26 protein-coding genes are annotated in these 25,180 nt (G+C 66.3%); 9 read left to right on the forward strand and 17 right to left on the reverse strand.

The genetic code is table 11. The features are described 5' to 3' along the window. Positions 1-11: 11 nt before the first annotated feature. The 3 genes from AC1DE3_RS19665 to hrcA form a co-directional block, all read right to left on the reverse strand. Entirely contained in the window at positions 12-1,220 is a 1,209-nt protein-coding gene (locus AC1DE3_RS19665; protein WP_476852681.1) for a C40 family peptidase, read from the reverse strand. A 148-nt stretch (positions 1,221-1,368) separates the two neighbouring features. Then, a complete protein-coding gene (locus AC1DE3_RS19670) occupies positions 1,369-1,623 on the reverse strand; it encodes a DUF3297 family protein (RefSeq protein WP_476780118.1) in 255 nt (84 codons plus the stop codon). 147 nt (positions 1,624-1,770) lie between these two features. Then, positions 1,771-2,856: a heat-inducible transcriptional repressor HrcA gene (gene hrcA / locus AC1DE3_RS19675; protein WP_441509971.1), complete on the reverse strand. Its 1,086-nt coding sequence runs from the start codon at positions 2,854-2,856 to the stop codon at positions 1,771-1,773. Between the two features lie 141 nt (positions 2,857-2,997). On the opposite strand from hrcA, the gene rph reads away from it, so the two are divergent. The 3 genes from rph (at position 2,998) to hemW (ending at position 5,700) form a co-directional block, all read left to right on the forward strand. Beyond that, positions 2,998-3,714, forward strand: coding sequence for a ribonuclease PH (gene rph / locus AC1DE3_RS19680; protein WP_476780119.1), 717 nt, complete (start codon positions 2,998-3,000; stop codon positions 3,712-3,714). A 142-nt stretch (positions 3,715-3,856) separates the two neighbouring features. Continuing rightward, complete coding sequence (gene rdgB / locus AC1DE3_RS19685) at positions 3,857-4,504, forward strand: RdgB/HAM1 family non-canonical purine NTP pyrophosphatase (protein ID WP_476780120.1); 648 nt, start codon at positions 3,857-3,859, stop codon at positions 4,502-4,504. After that, a complete protein-coding gene (gene hemW, locus AC1DE3_RS19690) occupies positions 4,495-5,700 on the forward strand; it encodes a radical SAM family heme chaperone HemW (RefSeq protein WP_476852697.1) in 1,206 nt (401 codons plus the stop codon). The genes rdgB and hemW overlap by 10 nt, the downstream gene beginning before the upstream one ends. Positions 5,701-5,857: 157 nt before the next feature. On the opposite strand, the gene AC1DE3_RS19695 is transcribed toward hemW, so the two are convergent. The 5 genes from AC1DE3_RS19695 to ugpB form a co-directional block, all read right to left on the reverse strand. Further along, a complete protein-coding gene (locus AC1DE3_RS19695) occupies positions 5,858-6,937 on the reverse strand; it encodes a sn-glycerol-3-phosphate import ATP-binding protein UgpC (RefSeq protein ID WP_441509975.1) in 1,080 nt (359 codons plus the stop codon). 7 nt (positions 6,938-6,944) lie between these two features. After that, positions 6,945-7,793 (reverse strand): sn-glycerol-3-phosphate ABC transporter permease UgpE, encoded by an 849-nt coding sequence (gene ugpE / locus AC1DE3_RS19700; RefSeq protein ID WP_441509976.1) that lies wholly within the window; start codon positions 7,791-7,793, stop codon positions 6,945-6,947. Beyond that, entirely contained in the window at positions 7,793-8,542 is a 750-nt protein-coding gene (locus AC1DE3_RS19705; protein WP_441509977.1) for a creatininase family protein, read from the reverse strand. Before AC1DE3_RS19705 ends, ugpE begins: the two co-directional genes overlap by 1 nt. Continuing rightward, positions 8,542-9,423, reverse strand: a complete 882-nt coding sequence (gene ugpA / locus AC1DE3_RS19710) for a sn-glycerol-3-phosphate ABC transporter permease UgpA (protein WP_441509978.1) — start codon at positions 9,421-9,423, stop codon at positions 8,542-8,544. Before ugpA ends, AC1DE3_RS19705 begins: the two co-directional genes overlap by 1 nt. A 73-nt stretch (positions 9,424-9,496) precedes the next feature. Next, positions 9,497-10,822, reverse strand: coding sequence for a sn-glycerol-3-phosphate ABC transporter substrate-binding protein UgpB (gene ugpB / locus AC1DE3_RS19715; protein WP_476780122.1), 1,326 nt, complete (start codon positions 10,820-10,822; stop codon positions 9,497-9,499). A gap of 195 nt (positions 10,823-11,017) precedes the next feature. On the opposite strand from ugpB, the gene AC1DE3_RS19720 reads away from it, so the two are divergent. Continuing rightward, the gene (locus AC1DE3_RS19720) at positions 11,018-12,196 is read left to right on the forward strand and encodes a fumarylacetoacetate hydrolase family protein (protein ID WP_476852682.1); all 1,179 of its coding nucleotides are present in this window, start codon (positions 11,018-11,020) and stop codon (positions 12,194-12,196) included. Between the two features lie 76 nt (positions 12,197-12,272). Here AC1DE3_RS19720 and AC1DE3_RS19725 read toward each other — a convergent pair whose 3' ends face one another. Beyond that, positions 12,273-13,169, reverse strand: a complete 897-nt coding sequence (locus AC1DE3_RS19725; RefSeq protein ID WP_441510117.1) for a methylated-DNA--[protein]-cysteine S-methyltransferase — start codon at positions 13,167-13,169, stop codon at positions 12,273-12,275. A 218-nt stretch (positions 13,170-13,387) separates the two neighbouring features. On the opposite strand from AC1DE3_RS19725, the gene AC1DE3_RS19730 reads away from it, so the two are divergent. Continuing rightward, positions 13,388-13,990: a class I SAM-dependent DNA methyltransferase gene (locus AC1DE3_RS19730; protein WP_476780124.1), complete on the forward strand. Its 603-nt coding sequence runs from the start codon at positions 13,388-13,390 to the stop codon at positions 13,988-13,990. A 5-nt stretch (positions 13,991-13,995) separates the two neighbouring features. Here AC1DE3_RS19730 and AC1DE3_RS19735 read toward each other — a convergent pair whose 3' ends face one another. Further along, positions 13,996-14,538 (reverse strand): DUF2244 domain-containing protein, encoded by a 543-nt coding sequence (locus tag AC1DE3_RS19735; protein ID WP_441509982.1) that lies wholly within the window; start codon positions 14,536-14,538, stop codon positions 13,996-13,998. A gap of 20 nt (positions 14,539-14,558) precedes the next feature. Between AC1DE3_RS19735 and nth the strand changes: the two genes are divergently transcribed. The 4 genes from nth (at position 14,559) to AC1DE3_RS19755 (ending at position 18,687) form a co-directional block, all read left to right on the forward strand. Then, entirely contained in the window at positions 14,559-15,260 is a 702-nt protein-coding gene (gene nth, locus AC1DE3_RS19740; RefSeq protein ID WP_476780125.1) for an endonuclease III, read from the forward strand. 130 nt (positions 15,261-15,390) lie between these two features. Continuing rightward, a complete protein-coding gene (gene xylF / locus AC1DE3_RS19745; protein ID WP_476780126.1) occupies positions 15,391-16,437 on the forward strand; it encodes a D-xylose ABC transporter substrate-binding protein in 1,047 nt (348 codons plus the stop codon). Between the two features lie 93 nt (positions 16,438-16,530). Continuing rightward, positions 16,531-17,859 (forward strand): sugar ABC transporter permease, encoded by a 1,329-nt coding sequence (locus tag AC1DE3_RS19750; RefSeq protein WP_476780127.1) that lies wholly within the window; start codon positions 16,531-16,533, stop codon positions 17,857-17,859. A 9-nt stretch (positions 17,860-17,868) separates the two neighbouring features. After that, positions 17,869-18,687 (forward strand): ATP-binding cassette domain-containing protein, encoded by an 819-nt coding sequence (locus AC1DE3_RS19755; RefSeq protein WP_476852683.1) that lies wholly within the window; start codon positions 17,869-17,871, stop codon positions 18,685-18,687. Positions 18,688-18,731: 44 nt separating this feature from the next. On the opposite strand, the gene AC1DE3_RS19760 is transcribed toward AC1DE3_RS19755, so the two are convergent. From AC1DE3_RS19760 to AC1DE3_RS19790, 7 genes are all read right to left on the reverse strand, one after another. After that, positions 18,732-19,094 (reverse strand): SPW repeat protein, encoded by a 363-nt coding sequence (locus tag AC1DE3_RS19760; protein ID WP_476780129.1) that lies wholly within the window; start codon positions 19,092-19,094, stop codon positions 18,732-18,734. Between the two features lie 196 nt (positions 19,095-19,290). Continuing rightward, positions 19,291-20,649, reverse strand: a complete 1,359-nt coding sequence (locus AC1DE3_RS19765) for an esterase-like activity of phytase family protein (protein WP_476780130.1) — start codon at positions 20,647-20,649, stop codon at positions 19,291-19,293. A 240-nt stretch (positions 20,650-20,889) separates the two neighbouring features. Beyond that, complete coding sequence (locus tag AC1DE3_RS19770; protein WP_476780131.1) at positions 20,890-21,834, reverse strand: 2-hydroxyacid dehydrogenase; 945 nt, start codon at positions 21,832-21,834, stop codon at positions 20,890-20,892. Then, on the reverse strand, positions 21,831-23,156 hold the full coding sequence (gene deoA, locus AC1DE3_RS19775; RefSeq protein WP_476780132.1) for a thymidine phosphorylase: 1,326 nt from the start codon (positions 23,154-23,156) through the stop codon (positions 21,831-21,833). Before deoA ends, AC1DE3_RS19770 begins: the two co-directional genes overlap by 4 nt. Beyond that, on the reverse strand, positions 23,157-23,918 hold the full coding sequence (deoC, locus tag AC1DE3_RS19780; protein ID WP_476780133.1) for a deoxyribose-phosphate aldolase: 762 nt from the start codon (positions 23,916-23,918) through the stop codon (positions 23,157-23,159). A 3-nt stretch (positions 23,919-23,921) separates the two neighbouring features. Then, positions 23,922-24,731 carry a purine-nucleoside phosphorylase gene (locus AC1DE3_RS19785; RefSeq protein WP_476852684.1) on the reverse strand — a complete coding sequence of 270 codons (810 nt, stop codon included), beginning with the start codon at positions 24,729-24,731 and terminating at the stop codon, positions 23,922-23,924. 38 nt (positions 24,732-24,769) lie between these two features. Then, complete coding sequence (locus AC1DE3_RS19790) at positions 24,770-25,180, reverse strand: cytidine deaminase (protein ID WP_476780134.1); 411 nt, start codon at positions 25,178-25,180, stop codon at positions 24,770-24,772.

Here is a 25,180-nt window from a genome sequence, read left to right on the forward strand (position 1 = left end):
TCCCCCCTCGATCAGTAACGCAGATTCGCGCCCGTCCGGTGTTCGTCGACACGCTGGGCGGTGGTCGCCTGAGCATTGCGCCAGAGCATGACGGCAAGCGCGATCAATATGATCCAGACTCCGCCCCTGGCACCCAGAAGGACCGGCAGGATCGTGGGCAGGGAGCTCCCCGCCTCGTCGGCAAGGGCCGCAGGCATGACCCAGTCCGTCACCGAAGAGGATTGCACGACCTGCGTTGCGGCTGCTTCGGCCTTGGTGGCCAACTGACCGGTCTTCTCGAAGAGGCCGGTTCGCGCATCCGTCAGCCCCAATACGCCGAACAGCGCGGTCGCGAGCGCGAGCCAGCGCCCGCGGTCGGTCAGCGCGATCGTCTGCGAGCCCTCCCGCTTCAGCTCCCGCGCCGTCTCGTTGCGCCGCTCCGGCCAGAGCGGCATCGGCTCCCCGTTCTGGAGCTGGAACCAGGTCCAGGCATCGACGATGCCCGTCGGCGGGATGCCGTTGGCCTGCTGGAAGGAGAAGACGGCCGTCATTGTCCGCAGCCCGTAATCGCCATCTTCGGTCCCGGGCGGATAGCCTTGCTTGTTCAGCAGCTTCTGGACGGCCTCGACCTTGTCGATGAAATCTGGATTGACGCCAGGACCGAGGGGCAGAAACTCGGGGAGGCCTTGCCCTCCATCGATCGCGCCGAGCACCCCGCGTTGCTCGTTCTCCAAAGCCTCCGTCGTGATCTGCTCGTCGGGTACGCCGAGCTGCAGAATGTTCGGCAGGAGGCCGCTGGCCGCAACCGGCACCCGCTCGGTTGGCCACCGAAAACCAAGCAGCCTGGACTTCGAATAGCTGGAGACCGTGACGCTGTCCCTCTGATTGCCGCCGAGCACGAACAAGTGCTCGTCATCCTCGCGCAGGAAAAAGCCGACATGCCCGTAAGAGCTGTTCGCCTCGTTGCGCGAGAGCACCACGATGCAGCCTTCGCGTGGCTCTTCGAGCTTCGCACCGAGGTTGAGATAGCTGCGGGCCATCAGCGAGCGGCTCGACGCGTAGCCGGAAAGCACGAGGCAGGCACCGACGAAAGCCGCACACCACGCCTGTTCGTCGCTGCGGACCTGACCGTGCCCCGACAGGCGGAACATCTCCAAGATCCGCGGTTCCGCGGCTGGGCCCTTGTATTCGGAGATGCCTCGGAGGGTGTTCGCAATCAGCAACCAAGGAGACAGCATCATCGCCTCACGCAACCATTGGTTGCATGATCAATGCATATACGCCGCCTCAACGCAATGCCGTAGCGGCAACTGCGTTAATGCGAGAGGCTCCCGAGAGCGCCGGCCACTGCCCGGCGCCTCGTCTCCTCAGCCGTAGGGGAACCTTCCGTCAGCCCTCGGCCTGAGCCGCGCCGCGGATATAGGGCTCGACAGCGCCCTTGAGCGTGATCGTCATCGGGCGGCCGAAGCGGTCCTTGGCGGCGCCGGCCGCGACCTTCACCCAGCCTTCGGAGACGCAATATTCCTCGACATTGGTCTTCTCGACGCCCTTGAAGCGGATCCCGATGTCGCGCGCCAGCACCTCGGCGTCGTAAAACGGGCTGTCCGGGTTGACGGAGAGGCGGTCGGGAAGCTGGTCTGACATGGCTCTGGCCTTGGATGTTCGGGCGCGAACGGGTCGCTTTCGCGCGCAGAGGTAGCCTCATCCGCGCCGGAAGCCAAATCCGTCTTCAAAAGTCAGAGCAGGATCGCGAAAAAACGGTTCTCACTATTTTTGCACCCTGCTCTCGCCTCAACGCTCGCCGTCGAGCAGGCTGCCGACCACCTTGGCGGTGTAGTCGACCATCGGGACGATGCGGGCATAGTTCAGGCGCGTCGGGCCGATGATGCCGACGACGCCGACGATGCGCTGCTCGGCATCGCGGAAGGGCGCCGCCACCATCGAGGAGCCCGACATCGAGAACAGCTTGTTCTCCGAGCCGATGAAGATGCGCACGCCATCGCCGTCCTCCGCCCGCGACAGAAGATCGATCATGTCGGTCTGGGTCTCGAGATCGCCGAAGAGCAGGCGGATGCGCTCGAGATCCTCCTGCGCCTTCAGATCCTCGAGCAGGTTAGCCTGGCCACGGACGATCAGATGGCGGTCGCTGCTCGGGCCCGACGAGGTGGCGATGCCGTTCTCGACGAGGCGCGCAGTCAGCGCATCGAGCTCGCGCTCCATCTGCGAGCGCTGGGTCGCGATCTCGCCCCGCAGCTCGGCGAGCGTCTTGCCGATGATGCGGGCGTTGAGGAAGTTCGCCGCCTCGCTCAGCGCCGAGGCCGGCAGGCCGGGCGGCAACGCCAGCAGGCGGTTCTCGACGGTGCCATCGTCCGCGACCAGAACGACCAGCGCACGGGCGGGATCGAGCCGGACGAACTCGATGTGCTTGAGCCTTGGGTCGGCCTTGGTGGTGACGACGACGCCGGCGCCGCGCGACAGGCCGGAGAGGAGCGCCGAGGCTTCGGTCAGCGTCTGGTCGAGGCTGCGGTTGGTTGCGGCAGCCCTGATCTGCGCCTCGATGCGCTTGCGCTCGTCGGAGGTGAGATTGCCGACCTCCATCATCGCATCGACGAAGAAGCGCAGGCCTCTTTCTGTCGGAAGTCGCCCCGCAGAGGTATGCGGCGCGTAGATCAGCCCGGCCAGCTCCAGATCGGTCATGACGTTGCGCACCGTCGCGGGCGAGAGCGACATCGGCAGCAGGCGGGCAATGTTGCGCGAGCCGACCGGCTCGCCGGTCGCCAGGAAGCCGTCGACGATCTGGCGGAAGATCTCGCGCGAGCGCTGATCGGTCTCGACCAGGCTGCTGATCGTCTCGGGGCGGGGGGTATGGGCGCTCATGAACCTTTACGGGCGAACCGTTCCTCCATCCTATTGTCGTCATACGATGCGCATGGATCAAGGGGCGGAAAGGCTCCTGCCTTGCCGTACCGGGCGGGAGAGCCTAAAAGCCGCCACTTCTCCGCAAGACAGGATCATTTCATGCGACCCTCCAAACGCGCCGCCGACGAGATGCGCAAGGTCACGCTCGAACGCGGCGTGGTGCGCTATGCCGAGGGCTCCTGCATGGTGACGTTCGGCGAGACCAAGGTGCTGTGCGCCGCGACTGTCGAGGAAAAGGGGCCGCCGTGGCTGCGCGGGACCGGCAAGGGTTGGGTCACCGCCGAATATTCGATGCTGCCGCGCGCCACGCATGAGCGCACGCGCCGCGAGGTCACCTCCGGCAAGCCCTCCGGCCGCACGCAGGAGATCCAGCGACTGGTCGGGCGCTCGCTTCGCGCCGTCGTCGACCTGACTGCGATCGGCGAGCGCCAGATCGTCGTCGACTGCGACGTGCTGCAGGCCGATGGCGGCACACGCACTGCCTCGATCACAGGCGCCTGGGTCGCCCTGCACGATGCGCTGAAGTGGATGGAAGGCCGCGGGCTCCTCAAGGGTACCCACCCGCTGAAGGACCATGTCGCCGCCGTCTCCTGCGGCATCGTCGCCGGCAACCCGGTGATCGATCTCGACTATGTCGAGGATTCCGGCGCGCAGACCGATGCGAATTTCGTCATCACCGGCGCAGGCGGCCTCGTCGAGGTGCAGGGCACGGCAGAAGGCGCGCCCTTCTCGGAGGACGAGCTGCTCGCGCTGCTCAAGCTCGCCAAGGGCGGCGTTTCCAAGCTCGTCGCGCTGCAGAAGGCGGCGGTAGCCTGATCGATTGATCGCATAGACAACGAAACAACGCCGTCATTCCGGACTTGGCGAAGCGGAGATCCGGAATCCATCGTAGAGCTTCGGCGCCTTTCGATGGATCCCAGCTCAAGCCCGGGATGACGAGGCGGATACGAGAAAACCGATGTCGAACCACCGCCTCCTCACCGGCAAGGTCGTGATCGCGACCCACAACCAGGGCAAGCTGCGCGAGATGCGCCAGCTATTGGCTCCCTACGGCATTGAGCTCGTCTCGGCCGGAGAGCTCGGCCTGCCCGAGCCGGTCGAGGACGGCACCATGTTCTCGGAGAATGCGGCGATCAAGGCGGTGGCCGCCACCAAAGCGAGCGGGCTACCGGCGCTCTCCGACGACTCGGGCGTTTGCATCGATGCGCTCGACGGTGCGCCCGGCCTGTTCTCGGCCAACTGGGCCGGGCCGGGCAAGGATTTCGCCCCGGCGATCGCACGCGTGCAGATGGAGCTGGCCAAGCGCGGTGCCGCCACGCCCGACAAACGCAGGGCGCATTTCGTCTCGGCGCTGGTCATCGCCTGGCCGGACGGCCATCAGGAATTGTTCGAGGGGCGCGTCTTCGGCACGGTCACTCATGAGGCCCGTGGCGCGGGCGGCTTCGGCTACGACCCGATCTTCCTCCCCGATGGCCAGGGCAAGACTTTCGGCGAGATGACGGCGGACGAGAAGCACGGCATCCCGGCCGATGGCTCGCCCGGCCTGTCGCATCGGGCGCGCGCGTTCCATGTGCTTGCCGCCGCCTGCCTGAGGAAATCGGCGTGAGTGCCGCGGCCGCCCTGTCGGAGCGGCCCACCGCCTCGCATCCGACTGCGGATGCGGGCTTTGCCGTCTATGTGCATTGGCCATTCTGCCTGGCCAAATGCCCCTATTGCGACTTCAACTCGCATGTACGCCTGCAGCCGCCGGATCAGGCCCGGTACATCGCCGCCTTCCACCGCGAGATCGCGCATCGCGCCGCGCTGGCGCCGGGCCGCACGGTCTCCTCGATTTTCTTCGGCGGCGGCACGCCCTCGCTGATGGAGGGCCGCACGGTCGGGGCGATCCTCGACGCGATCGGCGAGCACTGGACGGTCGATCCGAATTGCGAGGTGACGCTGGAGGCGAACCCGACCAGCGTCGAGGCCGGCCGCTTCCGTGACTTCCGGGCGGCAGGCGTCAACCGTGTCTCGCTCGGGGTGCAGGCGCTGAACGATGCCGATCTCAAGGCGCTCGGCCGAATGCATTCGGCCGAGGAAGCGCTCGCGGCCGTCGCTATCGCACGCAAGTATTTCGAGCGCTATTCCTTCGATCTGATCTATGCCCGCTCGCCGGCGCAGACGCCGGCGCTCTGGCGCGCGGAGCTGGAGCTGGCGATCAGCCACGCGGCCGAGCACCTCTCGCTCTACCAGCTCACCATCGAGCCCGGCACCGCCTTCGAGCGGCTGTTCCGGGCCGGCAAGCTCGCCATCCCCGACCATGATGCGGGTGCGGCGCTCTACGAGACAACGCAGGAGATCACGGCCAAGCACGGCCTGCCGGTCTACGAGATCTCCAACCACGCCCGGCCGGGCGCGGAATGCCGCCACAATCTTGTCTACTGGCACTATGGCGAATATGCCGGCGTCGGCCCCGGCGCCCATGGCAGGCTGGTGACGGCGCAAGGGCGGATGGCGCATTCGACCGAGAAGCGGCCGGAAATCTGGCTGGAACGGGTCGAGGCCGAGGGTCAGGCCCTGGTCGAGGACGAGCGCCTGAGCGAGGAATCGCAGGGCGACGAATATCTGCTGATGGGCCTACGTCTGGTCGAAGGTATCGATCCCGCAGTGTTCAAGGCGCTCGCAGGCCGCGAGCTCAATGCCAAGCGCATTGCCAGCCTGATCGAGGAGAAGCTGCTGTTGCACCGGCAAGGCGGCCGGCTCGCGGCGACGCCGGACGGCGCGCTGCTGCTCGACGCGCTGGTGGCCGATCTGGCGGCTTGAGGTTCGCCGTCATTCGCGGGCGTCACCGCCGTCATGCTCGCCCTTGTGGCGAGCATCCAGGTCCTGAGCACGAGCCTCGACCAGCGAAGACGTGGATGGTCGGGACAAGCCCGACCATGACGGGGTACAAGCGCCTGCGGCTTCCGCAGCGCCCCGCTCAGTCCTTCCCCAGCCGCGCGCCCGTCTTCGGGTCGAAGACATGGACCTTGCCGGGATCGACCGTGATCCAGAGCCGGCCCTCCTGAGCAGGAACGTCGCCGGTCGCCGCCTGCATCACGAAGGGCTGGCCGGAGAGCTTGCCGTGGAAGAGCTGGGTCGCGCCGAGTTCCTCGATGAACTCGACATCGAAAGGCAGCGAGCCGGCATCGTCATCGGAGACGATCTCGACATCCTCCGGCCTCAGGCCGACCTCGACCGGCATCTGGGGCGGCAGATCCTCGCGCAGGTCGTGCGCCTGCAACACGGTGTCGCCGAGCGCGACGATGCCGTGGCCGTCGACCACGCCCGGCAGGATGTTCATCGGTGGCGAGCCGATGAAGGTCGCAACGAATTTGCTCGCCGGCTTGCGGTAGACCTCGGCGGGCAGGCCGATCTGCTCGACCTGCCCGGCATTCATCACCACGAGCTTGTCGGAGAGCGTCATCGCCTCGACCTGATCATGCGTGACGTAGATCGCGGTGACGCCGAGTGCCCGCTGCAGCTTCTTGATCTCGACGCGCATCTGGACGCGCAGCTTGGCGTCGAGGTTCGAGAGCGGCTCGTCGAACAGGAAGACCTGCGGCTTGCGCACGATGGCGCGGCCCATGGCGACGCGCTGGCGCTGGCCGCCGGAGAGCTGGCGCGGCCGGCGTTCCAGGAAGGGCTCGATCGCGAGGATGCGGGCCGCCTCCTTCACGCGCTTGTCGATCTCGTCCTTCGGCGTGCCGCGGTTGCGCAGCCCATAGGCCATGTTGTCGTAGATGTTCATATGCGGGTAAAGCGCATAGTTCTGGAACACCATGGCGATGTCGCGGTCGGCCGGCTCGATCTGGTTGACGACGCGCTCGCCGATCGCGACCTCGCCGGACGAGATGGTCTCGAGACCGGCGACCATGCGCAGCAGCGTGGACTTGCCGCAGCCGGAGGGGCCGACGAGCACGCAGAAGCCGCCGTCGGGAATGTCGAAGGAGACGCCCTTCACGGCCTCGACGCCGCCGGCATAGACCTTCTTGACGCTGTTGAGAGTGACCTGGGCCATTCGCGGATTACTTCTCGGTTTCGACCAGGCCCTTCACGAAGAGCCTCTGCATGGCGATGACGACGAGGACGGGCGGCAGCATCGCGAGCATGGCCGTGGCCATGGCGAGCTGCCATTCGGTCAGCGCGTCGGCGGTGACGATCATCTTCTTGATGGCGATGACGATGGTCTGCATCGAGTCCTTGGTCGTCACCAGAAGCGGCCAGAGATACTGGTTCCAGCCATAGATGAACTGGATCACGAACAGCGCCGCGATCGTTGTTATCGAGAGCGGCAGCAGCGTGTCCTTGAAGAACTTGAAGGGGCCGGCACCGTCGATCTTGGAGGCTTCGAGCAGCTCATCCGGGATCGTCATGAAGAACTGGCGGAAGAGCAACGTGCCCGTCGCGGAGGCAATGAGCGGGACGGCGAGACCCTGATAGGTGTCGAGCATCCGCAGGTCCGAGACGATCTTGAACGTCGGGAAGATACGGACCTCGACCGGGAGCATCAGCGTGATGAAGATGATCCAGAAGGCGGCCATGCGGAACGGAAAGCGGTAATAGACAACCGCATAGGCCGAGAGCACGGAGATGAAGATCTTACCCAGCGCGATCGCCATCGCCATGATGAAGGAGTTCAGCATCATGTGGATCACCGGCTCGCGCGTCGTGCTCGACGTGCCGATGAAGAGGATGCGGTTGTAGTTCTCCAGGAAATACGGGCCGGGATAGAGCGGCATCTGGCCGTTGATCACGGTCGAGGCATCCCAGGTCGAGGCGACGAAGGTCAGCCAGACCGGGAAGGCGACGATCAGCACGCCGATCGTCAGGATGACATAGGCGATGATGTCGCCCAGGCGGCGGTCCTCGACCATCAGATCCCCTTCCCCATCTCGCGCAGCAGGCCGGCCAGCGCTTCCGCGCAGGCATCGAGACAGGCTTGACCTTTTTCAGCCGTCGCGCGGCGTGCATCGCCGATCACGCCGGTTTCGGTCATGTCCCGGAAGGAACGGTGGCGAGAAACCTCCGGGCGTCCAGACGACCCACCCCGCGCACCGAACGCTTCCGACAGGCGCGGCTCGCGAACGCAGCCCGGCGCCAGCACCATCATCATCGAGGTCTCGACCTCGCAAGCGTGCTGCACACCCTTCTGGTCCTCGAGCAGCGCCGGGAGCGCGGCCTCGGCCAGCAGGAAATAGGTGGTCGCCTCGACATGCAGCCGCGTCTCACGGGCGAAGTCGGGCAGAAAGGCGGTCAGCGCGGCGATGTTGCCGCCATGGCCGTTGACGATCAGCACGCGGTGGAAACCGTGGCGCTCGATGCTCTTCAGGAGCGAGAGCAGCACTGCCCGATAGGTCGGGATATCGAAGGTGAAGGTTCCGCCGAAGGCCATGTGATGCTCGGCCATGCCGCACCACAGCGTCGGCGCGACGACGACGTCGACATCATCAGCACGCTCAGCCGCGGCCTTGCAGACGCCGCTGCAAAGGATGGTGTCGACGCCGACGGGAAGATGCGGCCCGTGCTGCTCGATCGAGGCGACGGGAAGAACGACGATCGCGTCCTTCGCCGCCTTGGCGCGCAGCTCCTCGGCGGTTAGGTCCATCCAGAGCACGGACGCCATCAGTAGCTCACCTTGCGCTCGATGAAGCGGAACTGGATCGCGGTCATTCCGATGACCATGATCAGCAGGATCACCGACTGCGCCGCCGAGCCGCCGAGATTGGAGCCGCCCTTGCCGTCGGAGAAAACCTTGTAGACCAGCGTCTCGGTCGCGCCCGAGGGACCGCCGCCGGTGACGGTGTCGATGATGCCGAAGGTGTCGAAGAAGACGTAGACGATGTTGACGACGAGCAGGAAGAAGGTCGTCGGCGAGAGCAACGGGAAGACGATGGTCCAGAAGCGACGCATCGGCCGGGCACCGTCGATGACGGCAGCCTCGATCACGCTCTTCGGGATCGACTGCAGGCCGGCGAGAAAGAACAGGAAATTATAGCTGATCTGCTTCCAGGTCGCCGCGAGGATGACGAGCAGCATGGCGTGATTGCCGTTGAGCCGCGGGTTCCAGGGAATGCCGAGCGATTGCAGACCCCGTGCGAGCATGCCCAGCGAGGGATCGAACATGAAGATCCAGAGCACGCCGGCAATGGCGGGCGCCACCGCATAGGGCCAAATCAGCAGGGTCTTGTAGATTTCAGCGCCGCGGATCTGCCGGTCTGCCATCACCGCGAAGAGCAGCGCGATCGACAGCGAGAACACGCAGACGAAGGTCGAGAAGATGACGGTGTTGATGAAGGCCTTGAGATAGCCGGGATCGGCGAACAGCAGCTGGTAGTTCTCGAACCAGACGAACTCGGTCGAAGTGCCGAAGGCGTCTTCAAGCAGGAAGCTCTGCCAGACCGCCTGGCTCGCCGGCCAATAGAAGAACACGACGGTGATCGCGAGCTGCGGCATCAGCAGCAGGAAGGGGATGGTCAGCCCCCGGAAGTACGCGTTCTTCTGCATCGGCTTCCTTGAACAAGACGGCCATCCCGGACGGATTTGTCCGGGATGGCCTGAAGATGCAAGGGCTATCCGCTCAGCGCGAGGCTGTCCGCTCGAACTGGCGCAGCATCTGGTTGCCGCGCTCGGCCGCCGCGTCCAGCGCCGCCTGCGGCGACTTCTGGCCGTTCAGCGCCGCTTCCAGCTCCTCCGACCAGATGTCACGGATCTGGACGAGGCTGCCGTAACGCAGGCCCTTCGAGTTGTCGGTCGGGGTCTTGTTGGTCAGCTCGAGGATCGGGGTCTCGAGATAGGGCTTGTCCTTGTAGAAGCCCGACGCCTTGACCTTCTCATAGGCGGCCTTGGTGATCGGCAGATAGCCGGACTCGGTGTGCAGCTTCACCTGACGATCGACATCCGAGAGGAAGGTGAAGAACTTGGCGACGCCCTTGTATTCGTCAGCCTTCTTGCCACCCATCACCCACAGCGAGGCGCCGCCGATGATCGAGTTCTGCGGCGCGCCCTGCACATCGGGATAATACGGCATCGGCGCGTTGCCCCAGTCGAACTTGGCGTTCGCCTTGACGTTGCCGAAGAAGCCCGAGGAGGTCAGGAAGATCGGGCATTCGCCCGAGGTGAAGCGGCCTTCGCCATTGTTGGTGCGGCCGGAGTAGTCGTAGGTCTTGTCCTTCTGCAGCTCGACCAGATTGGTCCAGTGCTTGAGGAAGGCCGGGCTCTTGTTAAAGTTCAGCACGGCGTCGAAGCCGGCCATGCCGTTGACCTTGGTCGAGAGCGGGATGTTATGCCAGGCGCCGAACTGCTCGATATTGGCCCAGGTCGCCCAGGCGTTCGAGACGGCGCACTTGTCGTAGCCGGCGGCCTTCAGCTTCTTGGCGGCCTCGAAGGTCTCGGGCCAGGTCTTCGGCGGCTTCGCCGGGTCGAGGCCCGCCTTCTTGAAGGCGTCCTTGTTGTACCACATCACCATCGAGGACGAGTTGAACGGCATCGAGAGCATGTCGCCCTTAGCCGTCGAATAATAGCCGGTGATGGCGGGGAGATAGGCGTTCGGATCGAACTTCTCGCCGGCTTCCTTCATCACCTCATGAACCGGCTTGATCGCGCCCTTGGCCGACATCATCGTGCCGGTGCCGACCTCGAAGACCTGCAGGATGTGCGGCGCCTGGCCAGCGCGGAAAGCGGCGATGCCGGCGTTCAGCGTGTCGGGATAGGAGCCCTTGTAGACGGGAACGACCTTGTAGTCCTTCTGCGAGGCGTTGAAGTCCTCGGCGAGCTTGACGACCACGTCGTTGTTGGCGCCCGTCAGGGCATGCCACCACTGGATCTCGGTCTGCGCCAGAGCCGGCGAAGCGCCAGCGAGCGCAAAGGCGGCGACCGACATCAGGATGCGCGATTTGATGCTCATGGAGTGTCTCCCTTCCGCGGGCGGGCGCCGCCGCGGTTCTTGTCGTTGGTGCGCAAGCTAGCATGAAGCGCAGGCGACAGTTCAATGACAAAACGACGACAGTTTTTGCAAGGCACTTATGGCCGCGGCCGGCTTGCGCATTCACGCATAAACGGCTGATCTGCGCGTCCTGCCTCGCCTTTTCCGGACCGCATCATGACGAGCCTCGTCCTTTCCGCCTCGACAACCCTGCCGCAGGATGCCGGCGCCGCCGCGCTGGCCGGCCGCGTCTGGCGGCCCAATCTCGGCGGCCCGGCAGTGGTCACGCTGCGCGATGGACAGCTCGTCGACATCACAGCCGAATTCCCGACCAGCCGCGACCTCTGCGAGAGCGCTGATCCGGCGGCCGCGCTGCGCACCGCGAAAGGCGAAGCTCTGGGCTCGCTCGTCGACATCCTGGCCAATACGCCCGTCGACGGCCGCGATCCGAAGCGCCCCTGGCTGCTCTCGCCGCTCGACCTGCAGGCGGTGAAGGCGGCCGGCGTCACCTTCGCCGTCTCGATGCTGGAACGCGTCATCGAGGAGAAGGCGCGCGGCAACCCGGCCGCCGCCGCGACGATCCGCACGGAGATCGGAAAACTGATCGGCGACGACCTTTCCAAGCTGAAGCCCGGCTCGCCCGAGGCGATGCATCTCAAGGAGGTGCTGATCAAGCAGGGGGCATGGAGCCAGTATCTCGAAGTCGGCATCGGGCCGGACGCCGAGATCTTCACCAAGGCGCCGGCGATGTCGACGGTCGGCACAGGTGCCGATGCCGGCCTGCATCCGGCGTCGAGCTGGAACAACCCGGAGCCCGAAATCGTCCTGATCGTCGCCTCGGACGGGCGGATCGTCGGCGCCACGCTCGGCAACGACGTCAATCTGCGCGATGTCGAGGGCCGCTCGGCCCTGCTGCTCGGCAAGGCCAAGGACAACAACGCGGCGGCAGCCGTCGGCCCCTTCATCCGCTTCTTCGACGCCGGCTTCACGCTCGATCACATCCGCAAGACGACCGTGACCCTGACGGTGGAGGGCGAGGACGGCTTCACGCTGGATGGCTCGTCCTCGATCGCCAAGATCAGCCGCGACCCGGCCGACCTCGCTGCACAGATGATCGGCCCACATCACCAGTATCCGGACGGGGCGGCGCTCTATCTCGGCACCATGTTCGCGCCGATCAAGGACCGCGACGCACCGGGCAGCGGTTTCACCCATAAATACGGGGACATCGTCACCATCGCCGCGCCCGAGCTCGGCAGCCTCGTCAACCGGATGAAGCGCACCGACGCCTGCGAGCCCTGGACCTTCGGCGCCTCGCATCTGATGCGCCACCTCGCGAAGCGCGGGCTGCTTTAGGCGGAGCAGGCAAAGGGCGCGGGCGGATCGCGCTCGCGCTCTTCTGGGACATGTATCTCCGATGTAGGCAGCAAGCTCAGCCAGTGATCGCCTGACCCGCCTCCCAGCCGAGGATGGCGCGCTTGCGCGTCAGACCCCAGTGATAGCCGGTGAGGGCGCCTGACTTGCCGATGACGCGGTGGCAGGGCACCACGAAGGAGATCGGGTTCTTGCCCACCGCCATGCCGACGGCGCGCGCGGCACTGGGCTTGCCGATATGGCTGGCGACGTCGCCATAGGTCGTGGCGCAGCCGACCGGGATCCGGAGCAGAGTCTCCCAGACCCGGACCTCGAAATCCGTGCCGATCAGCACGACGCGCAAGGGCGTCTCGGCCGTCCAGGCCTTGGGTTCGAAGATGCGGGCGGCATAGGGTGCCGTCAGCACCGGATCGTAGTGATAACCGGCATGCGGCCAGCGACGCATCATGTCGGCCAGAGCCTCGGCGCGCCCACCGACGACCTTGCCGCCGTCGACGCTGTTGGAGACCCAGCCCAGCCCCGCGAGCCCGCGATCCGTGACCACGATCAGCGCCTCACCGAAGGGAGAGGCATGGAAGCCGTAGGAGAGCTTCAGCCCCTCTCCGCCGAGCTTCCATTCGCCGGGCGACATCGCCTCATGCGTGACGAAGAGGTCGTGCAGCCGGCCGGGGCCGGAAAGCCCGACTTCAAGCGCAGTGTCGAGGATGCTGGCCGAGGAGGCCAGCAGGCCCTTGGCGTGGTCGAGCGTGATCGCCTGCAGGAAGGCCTTGGGCGTCAGGCCGCACCAGCGCCGGAAGAGATGATGGACATCGGTCGGCGTTGCGCCGGCCGCATCCGCGATCGCCTCGATGGTCGGCTGCTCGCGCCAGTTATGCGTGATGAAGGCCAGGATGCGGCGGACCGTATCGTAGTCCGAGCCCGGCGCCACGGCAGGGAAATCGGCCTCGCTCGGCATGGCTTCGGCAGCGCGCGCCAGCACCGCATCGGAAAAACGCGTCGGGGTCATCGCCGTTTTCATCGGAGCATGAGCGTTCATGGCTTGAAACCTCGCATCATTCGTCATGATGCGAATCTAGGGCGCCGACCATGCCGTTCCCACCCGAAAGCTGACAAGGGCCGGCTTGCAGCCGCTATAGTTTCCGAGCCCGAGAGACCCTCTATTTTGGATGGACAATGGCGACCGCCTCCAGCGCTATCATCGATCTCTACGAGCGACACGCCGCTGCCTTCGACCGGCTGCGCGGCAAGACGTTGTTCGAAGGCGCATGGCTCGACCGTTTCCTCGCGCTTGTTCCGGAGCATGCCGCCATCCTCGATATCGGCTGCGGTTCGGGCGAGCCGATCGCCCGCTACTTCCTCGGCAGGAACCGCGCCATCACCGGCATCGACTCTGCCGCCGCGCTGGTCGAACTGTGCCGTCAGCGTTTCCCGCAGGCCGAATGGCATGTGCAGGACATGCGCCGACTTGCGCTCGGCCGCCGCTTCGACGGGCTGGTCGCCTGGGACAGCTTCTTCCACCTGACGCCGGAGGACCAGCGGGCGATGTTCCCGGTCTTTGCCGATCACGCCACCGCGACCGCAGCGCTGATGTTCACCAGCGGACCTTCGCATGGCGAAGCGATCGGCTCCTTCGAAGGCGAGCCGCTCTATCACGGCAGCCTGGCGCCGGAGGAGTATCGCGCGCTTCTGGCGGAGAACGGCTTCTCCGTGGTCGCGCATGTCGTCGAGGATGCAAGCTGCGGCGGCCGCACGATCTGGCTCGCCCGCAGGGGCTGATCGTCTCAGGATGCGCCATAATCGGGGCCGCGCCGGGCGCTCGCCAGCGCCTTTCCCAACGCATCCGCGAAGCCGGCGCGCTCCCGCGGCGAGAGCGCGGTGGCGACCGCGACGCTCCGGCCCCGCGAGACCAGCGTGAGGCCGAGCAGGCCGTAATCCTCATCGGTCTGACGTTCGAGCCGCGTCCAGGCGGGGTTGGAGCGCCAGATCGCCTCGCGGCCGTGATGCGAGACCTTGCGCAGCAAGACCTCCAGCGGCGTCACCACGATGCGCTCGAAGGCACGCGCATGCCGGAAATTGACGTGGAAGGCGACGAATAGCGCGAGCACGTCGAGGCCGAAGAAGCCGGCCACCGGCCAGGCGCCGAGCACGACGAAGGGAATCGAGGAGATCAGGCTCGCCAGGCAGACCAGCGTCATCACGATGCGAAAGCCGTTCTGGCCGAGCGAGCGATGCGGCGTGATCGTCGCGTCGAAGACCGGGCGCCTCATGGCGTCGGTGCTGCCGCTGGCAGGAATCTCGCTGGCAGGGCTCTTGCCGGGGTCCATGGCGGCATTATAACGCCGTCATGGACCCGCAGAACAGGCCCGCCCGCCCCCGCGCCCCCGTCAAGCGCATCACGTTGCCGCGCGCCCGCAAGCCGGCCGAAATCCGCGAGATCTTCGCGCGTTTCCAAGCCGCCAATCCCGAGCCGAAAGGCGAGCTGGAATCCGTGAACGCCTTCACGCTGCTGGTTGCCGTCGTGCTCTCGGCGCAGGCGACCGACGCCGGCGTCAACAAGGCGACGCGCCCGCTCTTCGCCATCGCCGACACGCCGGAGAAGATGCTGGCGCTCGGCGAGGACAAGGTGCGCGACTACATCAAGACGATCGGCCTCTTCCGCACCAAGGCAAGGAACGTGATCGCGCTCTGCGAGAAGCTGATCGCGGAGTTCGGCGGGCAGGTGCCGACCACGCGCGAGGCGCTGGAAAGCCTGCCGGGCGTCGGCCGCAAGACCGCGAATGTCGTGCTCAACATCGCCTTCGGCGAGATCACCCATGCGGTCGACACCCATGTCTTCCGCGTCTCGAACCGGCTCAGGATCGCGCCGGGCAAGAACGTCTTGCAGGTCGAGCTCGGGCTGGAGAAGGCGATCCCGGAGGAGTTCGGCCGCCATGCCCATCACTGGCTGATCCTGCATGGGCGCTACACCTGCAAGGCGCTGAGGCCAGAATGCGGGCGCTGCATCCAGAACGACCTCTGCGACTCTCCCGACAAGCGCGTCGTCTGACGCTGCCCGAGCCGTCCCTTCGCCTGCTTGACAGTCTCCGGCGGCTAGGCTGAGCTTCGTGCGCCGGACGCCTTGGGGGCTCGGAGAAGCCTGAGAGTCTGCGGCAGAGGAAGCTCAGGAGGTCAGTGTGATGAAGCGTTTCGTCCTCGCGGCGAGCATCGCCGTTGCCGCCCTATCCGTTCACGCAAGCGCCTTCGGGCAATCGAAAGGCCCGGTCATCGGGGTCAGCTGGTCGAATTTCCAGGAAGAGCGCTGGAAGACCGACGAGGCCGCGATCAAGGCGGCGGTCGAGAAGGCCGGCGGCACCTATCTTTCCGCCGATGCGCAGTCATCGCCGGCCAAGCAGCTCACCGATGTCGAGAGCCTGATCGCGCGCGGCGCCAAGGCGATCATCGTGCTGGCGCAGGACGCGCAGGCCATTCGTCCCGCCGTCGAGAAGGCGGTCAACGAGGGCATCGGCGTCGTCGGTTATGACCGCCTGATCGAGATCCCGCAGGCCTTCTATCTGACCTTCGACAATGTCGAGGTCGGCCGGATGATGGCGCGCGAGATCCAGAAGGCGAAGCCGGCGGGCAATTACGTCTTCATCAAGGGCTCGAGCTCCGACCCGAACGCCAATTTCCTCTATCAGGGCTCGATCGAGGTGCTGAAGCCGGCGATCGACGGCGGCAAGATCAAGAATGTCGGCGAAGCCTTCACCGATGGCTGGCTGCCGGCCAACGCCCAGCGCAACATGGAGCAGATCCTGACGCGCAACCAGAACAAGGTCGATGCCGTCATCGCCGCCAATGACGGCACCGCGGGCGGTGCCATTGCGGCGATGGATGCACAGGGGCTCTCCGGCTCCGTGCCTGTCTCCGGCCAGGATGCCGACCGCGCGGCGCTCAACCGCGTGGCGCTGGGTACCCAGACCGTGACGATCTGGAAGGATGCGCGCGAACTCGGACGCAACGCCGCCGAGATTGCACTGAAGCTCGCAGGTGGCGCCAAGCTCTCCGAGATTCCGGGTTCGGCTGCCTGGGACCAGGGCCCGTCCAAGCAGAAGATGACGGCGCTCTTCCTCAAGCCCGTGCCGGTGACGAAGGACAACCTCGCCGTCGTGATCGAGGCCGGCTGGGCACCGAAATCGGCGGTTTGCCAGGGCGTCGCGTCCGGCAAGGTCAAGGCCTGTGACTAGAGCAGGCTGCGAAAGAGTGGGAACCGGTTTTCCGCGAGAAGCCTGCTCCAGTTTTTTGGTGAGAGATGGATTCAGATGTCAGATGGGGTCGCTATGCGATCCCATCTGACATCGTCCGGCTCTGACGTGGCACCCGCGCCGGCCAACCCGGCGCAGGATGAGCGCAGCCTTGCCGATCGTCTGCGCGAGATCGAGTTCGATCCGCGCATGATCGGCATGGTCGCCGCGCTCGCGGTGATCTGGCTCGGCTTCAACTGGCTGTCGGACGGCGCCTTCCTGACGCCGCGCAATCTCTGGAATCTGCTGGTCCAGACCGCCTCGATCGCGATTATGGCCTGCGGCATGGTGCTGGTCATCGTCACCCGCAACATCGACCTCTCCGTCGGCTCGATGCTCGGCTTCGTCGGCATGGTGGTCGGGCTCGTGCAGGTCCGGCTCCTGCCCGAGATCTGGGGCTTCGAGCACCCGCTGACCTGGGTCGTCAGCCTGCTGCTCGCGATGGCGCTGGGCGGGTTCGTCGGGCTGCTGCAGGGCGCGCTGATCGCCTATCTCGCCATCCCCTCCTTCATCGTCACGCTCGGCGGCCTCCTGATCTGGCGCGGCGCGGCCTGGTGGGTGACGCAGGGCCAGACCATCGCGCCGATGGATTCGCGCTTCCGCCCGCTCGGCGGCGGCGTCGAGGGCGCGATCGGCACAAGCGCCTCCTGGGCGATCGGCATCGCGCTCTGCGCCGCGATCTCGATCGGCGCGGCGCTGATCCGGCGCCGGCGCAAGCGCTTCGGCTTCCTGCTGCGCCCGCTCTGGGCCGAGATCACGATCGCCGGGCTCGGCTGCGCCACGGTTCTGGCGATGGTGATGGTGGCGAACGCCTATGCGCTGCCCGCCGGCATCGCCCGGCGCGTCACCGAGGCGAAAGGCGGCATATGGCCTGAGGGCGGCCTGACCATCGGCCACGGGCTCGCCGTTCCCGTGCTGATCGCGCTCGCGGTCGGCGTCATCATCACCTTCATCGCCAACCGCCTGCGCTTCGGCCGCTATGTCTTCGCCATCGGCGGCAACCCCGAGGCCGCGCAGCTCTCCGGCGTGAACACGCGCAAGGTGCTGATGCTGGTCTTCGGGTTGATGGGCGTGCTCGTCGGCATCTCCGCCTGCATCTCGACGGCGCGCCTGAACGCCTCGACCAACGCCGCCGGCACGCTCGACGAGCTCTATGTCATCGCTGCCGCTGTCATTGGGGGCACCTCGCTTGCCGGCGGCGTCGGCACCATCGTCGGCGCCATGCTCGGCGCGCTGGTGATGCAGTCGCTGCAGTCCGGCATGGTGCTGATCGGCGTCGACGCGCCGCTACAGAACATCGTCGTCGGCATCGTCCTCGTCCTCGCGGTCTGGCTCGACGGGGTCTACCGCAAGCGGCTGAGCTGAGGAGGAGCGATGAGCATCACGGAATCGGCTGGTCTCGCCGACACCCATCCGGGCCAGGGCACGCCGCTGATCGAGATGCGCGACATCTCGATCGCCTTCGGCGGCATCAAGGCCGTCGATAGTGCGAGCGTCGACCTGATGCCGGGCGAGGTCGTCGGCCTGCTCGGCCATAACGGCGCCGGCAAGTCGACGCTGATCAAGATTCTGTCGGGCGCCTACCGGGCCGATGCCGGCACGATCCGCGTGAATGGCGATGAAGCGGCGATCACGAGCCCGCGTGACGCCAAGCAGCAGGGCATCGAGACGATCTATCAGACGCTCGCGCTTGCCGATAACGTCGATGCCGCCGCCAACATCTTCCTCGGTCGCGAGCTACTCTCCGGCTGGGGCACGCTCGACGATGCGACGATGGAGGCCGAGACTCGCAAGGTGATGGGTCGGCTCAACCCGCATTTCCGTCGCTTCAAGGAGCCGGTGAAGGCGCTCTCGGGCGGCCAGCGCCAGTCGGTCGCGATCGCGCGCGCCATCTATTTCAACGCCCGCGTGCTGATCATGGACGAGCCCACGGCGGCCCTCGGCCCGGCCGAGACGAAGCAGGTGGCGGAGCTGATCCTCCAGCTCAAGAAGCAGGGCATCGGCATCTTCCTGATCAGCCATGACCTGCACGACGTCTTCGATCTCGCCGACCGCGTCACGGTGATGAAGAATGGCAAGGTCGTCGGCACGGCGCGCACTGCCGACGTCACCCAGGACGAGGTGCTGGGCATGATCATCTCGGGCAAATGCCCGCCGGCCGCGGTGGCCGGCCCCGGCGCGCTACGCAGCTAGATCGCGCCGGGTCGATTCTGGAGCGGCGGGGAGCGCGAAGCTCCCTACGCCGTCGCGTGCGGCTCGTGCCGATAATCCCAGACTGCCCAGCCCGAGATCGCCGCAGTCAGCAGGCCGACGATCATGTGAGGCCAGAAGGCGCGGAGGTTACCGGTGAAGCCCAGCATCCAGGGCGAGGCCACCAGCCAGAGTCCGAGCGCGAGATTCAGCCATTCCTCCCATTCGGCGAAAGCCGAAAGCGCAGCGACCGCAATCACGGCGAGAGCCACGCTGACGATCCAGGCATTGCGCGTCGGCACGAAGTCGCCGACGAAGCCCATGTACCATGGGGAGAAGAACAGCAGCCCGGCCAGGATCAGATTACACCAGTCCTGCGGTCGCCTGACGTTTGTATTCGCGGTCAACATGATCACCTCCATCGGTGACGATCATCCAACCACTACGCCTCGCGCATGAGGCGCTTGGTCATTTTTATTATACGCTCAGGTCAGCAATAGCTCAAGAACAGAGTAGGAACGCCCGGCGGCCGATCGAATCCGACCGCCGGGCAAGACGACATGAGCCGCATCGCTGCGCCCAACCGAGCCAGCGATGCGGGCGTTCTCACTTCGCGTCGAGCAGTTCCTTCACCGAGAGCAGGACGAGTTCGTTGTCATCCGCCTTCTTGGGATCACGCGAGGACGAGAACGGCAGGTTGTTGTCGTTGCCGACGACGATGATGCCCTTGGCAAGATCGACGACGTCGACGTTCTCGATGGTGAAGAACGGGAAAGGCAGCACGCCGTCGATGGCGCCCTGCTTCGCCTTCTTGTCGGGGTCGGCGATCTTCATCAGGTCGATGAAGCCGATCCTGCGCACGGGCTTGCCGACATTGGCGTCGGTCATCTCGATCTTCACGATGCGCTTGAATTTGGCGAGGTCGTGGAAGCAGTCCGGGCCCTTCTGTCCGGCGGCACAGGCCTTGTCGGCAGTGCCTTCGCCGTTGTCGCGCTCGATGATCAGCGCCGTCGTCGCGTCGATCATGTTGAAGTCGCCGATGGCGAGGCCCTTCTGCTCCAGCGGGAAGTACCAGGAGCGGCCGGTCCACTTCTCGTTGGCGACATCGAATTCGAGGATGCGCAGCACTTCCTTGCCGTCGACCTCTTCATTGCCCTTGGTCTCGGCGTTCCAGAGCGGCCCCTCCAGCAGCGGGTAGAGGAAGCGCCCGTCGGGAGACTGCGCCATGCCCTCATAGCCCTTGGAGCGGCGGACATTGAATTCGACGGACTGGTTCGGTGCGCCGGGCGTCGTCACGGCGTAATGGTCCGGCGAGCGGGCCGGCTTGCCATCGACCGTGGTCTCGAACACCGCCTCGACCTTGCCGTTGGCATCGACGCGGATGAGGTAGGGGCCGAACTCCTCGCCGATCCAGTACTTGCCGCCGATCGGCTGGATCGACTCGGGATCGAAATCGGCGCCGGTCAGATAGCGCTTCTCGGTGCCCTCATGAACGATGCGAAACGGCACCTTCTTGTCGGGGTCGTGCAGGAAGATGGTCGAGAGACGCTCGATCGCGCCCTTGTCGAAATCGGCCTTGAGACGATGGAAGAACAGCATCGCGTCGGGCGAATTGACCTTGGAGCCGAAGCCGTTGTCGGTCAGGACGAGGAACTCGCCATTGCCGAGCGAGCGGATGCCGGAGAAGCCCTGCACGGGCTGGCCGGCGAATGGCGTGGAAAGACCTGTCGGGCGGCCGCCCGAGGTGCCCATCACCGAACCGACGGTTTCGACACGCTTGCCCGGGGTTACGAACTTGCCGGACACCTTAAGATCGGCCGGCGCATCGGCAGGAGCCGGGATGATCGTGTTCGCCGGCAGCAGGGCGTGACCGACGAGCTTCGACGGAAACTCCTTCTGGGCGTCCTGGGCCCCGGCGAGAATGGTCGAGGACAGGAGCAGGGCAAAGGCGAGCGACAAGCGCATGAAATTCTCCGGGCTGGAAATGACCAACCCGCTTCGCCCGCCCGGATTGCGACCCGACGACAGCGCGGCGACCGTTCGGTGACGGGGCATTTGAACTCGCCAGCCCTCATCCTGGGGAACAGGCGAAGCCTGTGTCTCGAAGGGTGTTCCAGTGTACGCTCGAACCATCCTTCGAGACGCCGCTCTCGCGGCACTCAGCATGAGGACTGGAGCTGAACAGCCACAGAAGCGGCCGATCCTTTAGTACCCCCTGGCCGGATCGACCACATGCTGCAGGGGCTCGCCGGCTTCCAGGCGCCTGATCTGCGCCGTGATCAGCGAAGCGATCGCTTCAGGCTCCGACATCGCCGCGTTATGCGGCGTGATCGTCACGCCCGGATGGGTCCAGAGCGGCGAGGCGGTCGGCAGCGGCTCGGTCTCGAAGACATCGAGCGTCGCGCCTTTCAGCGTGCTGGCTTCGAGCGCCGCCAGGATATCCTCTTCCACCTGCAAGCCACCGCGGCCGGCATTGATCACGAACGGACCTCCGAGGCGACCATCCTGCGCCAGCCCTGCGATCAGCCCGGCGTTGATGATGCCGCGCGTCTCCGGCGTGAGCGGCACGAGGCAGACGAGGATGTCCGTCCGCGCCAGGAACTCCTTCATGCCCTCCTCACCCGAGAAGGTGCGCAGCCCCTCGATGCTCTTCGGCGAGCGGCTCCAGCCGGCGACGTCAAAGCCGATGACCTTGAGCTTGGCGGCGGCATCCAATCCGAGTTCGCCCAGCCCCATGATGCCGACGCGAACCGAGCGGGCCGCTGGCTGGTTGCGATCGTCCTCCCAGAGCCTTTCGCGCTGCTGGCTGAGGTAGCGGTGCTGCTGGCGCAGATACATCAGGCAGTGCAGCACGACGTACTCGCTCATCCGCGTGGTCAGATCGGGATCGACGACGCGGGCGATCGGCACCGCCGGCAGCTTGTCGTCGGCGAAGAGGAAATCGACGCCGGCGCCAAGCGAGAAGATGGCGGCGAGATTGGGCAGACCGGTCAGGCTGCCGGCCGGGTGCTTCCAGCTCGCGACATAATGGACGGCGCGGCGGTCGAAGGGCTCGCCGAGAACCACGATCGGCATCTCCGGCAGCAGCGCCTGGAACCTGGCGCGCCAGTCCTCGACATGCCAGCCCGTCATGGCCAGAAGCAAACTCATGCCGACACCCTCTCCGTGATCCGTTCCGCGACGAGCCGGCCGCGCGCCGCACCCTCACCGATCCAATAGGCCTTGCGCAAGCGCGCACTCGCCGCGGCGAACTGCGCCTCGTCGCGCGCGTGGATGATCCCGAGCGGACGCTCCGCGCCAATCTCGGCTCCAATGCCAGCCAGTTCGACGATGCCGACGGCATGGTCGATCGGGTCCTGCGGGCGGACGCGGCCGCCACCGAGCGTGACGACCGCAAGCCCGACCGCACGCGTGTCGACCGCGACGACCGACCCCGCCGTTTCGGCGAAGACCGGCTTCACGATCGGCGCAAAGGCGAGATGATTTGCCGGCTTTTCCAGCAAGTCCGTCGGTCCTCCGAGCGCCGCCACCATCCGCGCGAAGCGCTCGGCCGCCGCACCCGAGGCGAAGGCATTCTCGATCTTTTCGCGCGCGGCATCGAGATCGGCGGCGAGCCTGCCCAGGAGCAACATCTCGGCGCCCAGCGCGACCGTGACCTCATGGAAGCGCGCCTCGCGGCGGCGGCCGGTCAGATGGTCGAGCGCATAGGCGACCTCGAGCGCATTGCCGGCGACCGAGGCGAGCGGCTCGTCCATATCGGTCAAGAGCGCGTGTGTCGGCAGCCCGGAATCGTTGGCGACGGCGACGAGAGCCTGCGCCAGCGCCTGTGCCTTGGCGTAGTCGGGCAGGAAAGCACCGGAACCGAACTTCACATCCATGGCGAGGCCGTGCAGTCCGGCGGCGAGCTTTTTCGACAGGATCGAGGAGACCAGCAGCGGAATCGTTTCGACCGTCGCCGTCACGTCCCGGATGGCATAGAGCCGCTTGTCAGCCGGGGCGAGATCGGCGGTCTGGCCGATGATGGCGCAGCCGACCTCCCGCACGACCTTGCGGAACAGATTGATGCACGGCTGGGTGACATAGCCCGGCACGGCATCCAGCTTGTCGAGCGTGCCGCCGGTATGGCCGAGGCCGCGACCGGAAATCATAGGGACGTAGCCGCCGCAGGCCGCCACCGCAGCCGCCAAAGGCAGGCTCACCGTATCGCCGACGCCGCCGGTCGAGTGCTTGTCGAGGGCGGGGCCGGGCAGATCATCCCAGCGCAGCACGGTTCCGGAATCGCGCATGGCGAGGGTGAGCGCGACGCGCTCCTTCTCGTTCATGCCGTTGAAATAGACCGCCATGGCGAAGGCGGCCGCCTGTCCTTCGCTCACCGAGCCATCGGTCAAACCGGCGATGATCTGGCGAATATCCGCATCGGGCAGCTCGGCACCGTCGCGCTTGGCGGCGATGATCTCCTGGGTCAGGCGCATTCAGTAGCTCCCACGCGGCGGCACTCCGGGCGCAGCGCCGCCGATTTCCTCGACGAGCGCGGTGTAGAGACCGCTCGCACCGAAACGGAAAGTCGCGGGCGTCGCCCAGTCCGGGCCCATCATCGCGTCGGCGAGAGCAAGGTAGCTCTTGGCATCCGCCAGAGTTCGGATCCCGCCCGAGGGCTTGAGCCCGATCGGGCGTGCTGTCATGCCGATCACGCCGAGCATGGCGCGCGCCGCCGGAATGCTGGCCGAGCGCGCGGTCTTGCCCGTCGAGGTCTTGATGAAATCGGCGCCGCCCGCGATCGCGAGCTCGGACGCGACCCTGACCTTGTCGAGATCGGGATATTCGCCGGATTCGAGGATGACCTTCAGCAGCTTGTCGCCACAGCGCATCTTGACGTTGCGGACCATGGCGGCCGCTGTGGCGAGTTGCCCGGCCAGCACGGCGCGCCAGGGCAGGACGAGGTCGATCTCGTCGGCGCCAGCCTCGAGCGCCTCCTCGGTCTCGCGGATGGCGGGCGCGATCGGGGTGTCGCCCTCCGGGAAGTTCACCACCGTCGCGATGCGCACCGGGCTGTCGCCGAGCGCCTGGCGTGCCACGGCGACGAAGCGCGGCCAGAGGCAGACGGCGGCGACCGGCACGGGGCCGGAGACGGCGCGCCGGCACAGGTCGCGCGCGCCGTCGGCGGTCGCCTCGTCGGCGAGATCGGTCAGATCGAGCAGCGCGAGCGCGCGCCTGGCGATATCCGCGTCCGACATGGCTCAGAGCTCCGAAAGGAAGGCGCGCAGCAGGCGCCGCAGCGCGCCGGCCGCCACAGCCGCGACATCGCGCGTCTCTGCATGGTGCGGCGCGCCGCCCTGCAGGCCGGCGCCCMTATTGGTGACGATGGAGAGCCCGGCGACGCGGATGTCGTGGCGCCGCGCCAGGATGACCTCCGGCACCGTCGACATGCCGACGAGATCGGCGCCGAGCGTCTTCGCCATGCGGATCTCTGCCGGCGTCTCGAAGCTCGGACCGGAGAACCACATGTACACGCCCTCGCCGAGCGGCAGCGCCACCTTCTGCGCAGCCCGCTTCAGCCGGCCGCGCAGATGCGGGTCATAGGCATCGACCATCGGGACGAAACGGCCGTCGCCCTTGTCGCCGACCAGCGGATTGGGCCCATTGAGATTGATATGGTCGGTGATGAGGGCGAGGCTGCCCGGCCGCATGGCGGGGGACAGCGATCCCGCCGCATTGGTCAGGATCAGCGGTGGCGAGCCGAAGGCCGTGAGAACACCGAGCGGAACACGCATGACGGCCGGATCGCCGCCCTCGTAATAGTGGGCGCGGCCCTGGTAGATCAGAACCTTGCGGCCATGCAGCGTGCCGTAGCAAAGCTGGCGGGCGTGACCGGACACCTCGCCGCGCGGAAAGCCGGGCAATTCGGCATAAGGGATCCGCACTGCATCCTGCACATCCTCGGCGATGGAGCCGAGGCCGGTGCCCAGCACAAGCGCGCAATCGATCGTGTCTACGCCACGCTCGGCCAGCACGGATGCCGCCTCATCGAACACCGGATCGGCCGCCATCAGTCCCTCTCCCCGGCCACCGCAGCAGCCGTCGCAAATCACCGCGGCAAATTGGCCGGTCCGAAGGAGGCTGGCAACAGCTCCGCCAGGGTGAAACGCGCGCGGATGCCTTCGGGCCCCGCGATCGCCACCGGCGTTTCGGGCGCGGCGAATTCGCGGATGCGCTGGCGGCAGGCACCGCAAGGCGTCACGAGTTCGGCGCCGTCGCCGAAGACGAGGATTGCGCGGATCGCCTGCCCACCCCCGGCGACCATCGCGGAGATGGCGCCGGCCTCTGCGCAGGTGCCGACCGGATAGGCGGCATTCTCGACATTGCAGCCGGCATACACGGCGCCGTCATCGCCGAGGAGCGCGGAACCCACCTTGAAGCGCGAATAGGGCGCATAGGCGCGCGGCTGGATCGCCGCGGCCGCGGCAAAGAGCGTGTCGAAATCGGGCGCGGCCGGCAA

This window comes from Allobosea sp. 10L417, assembly GCF_056395485.1.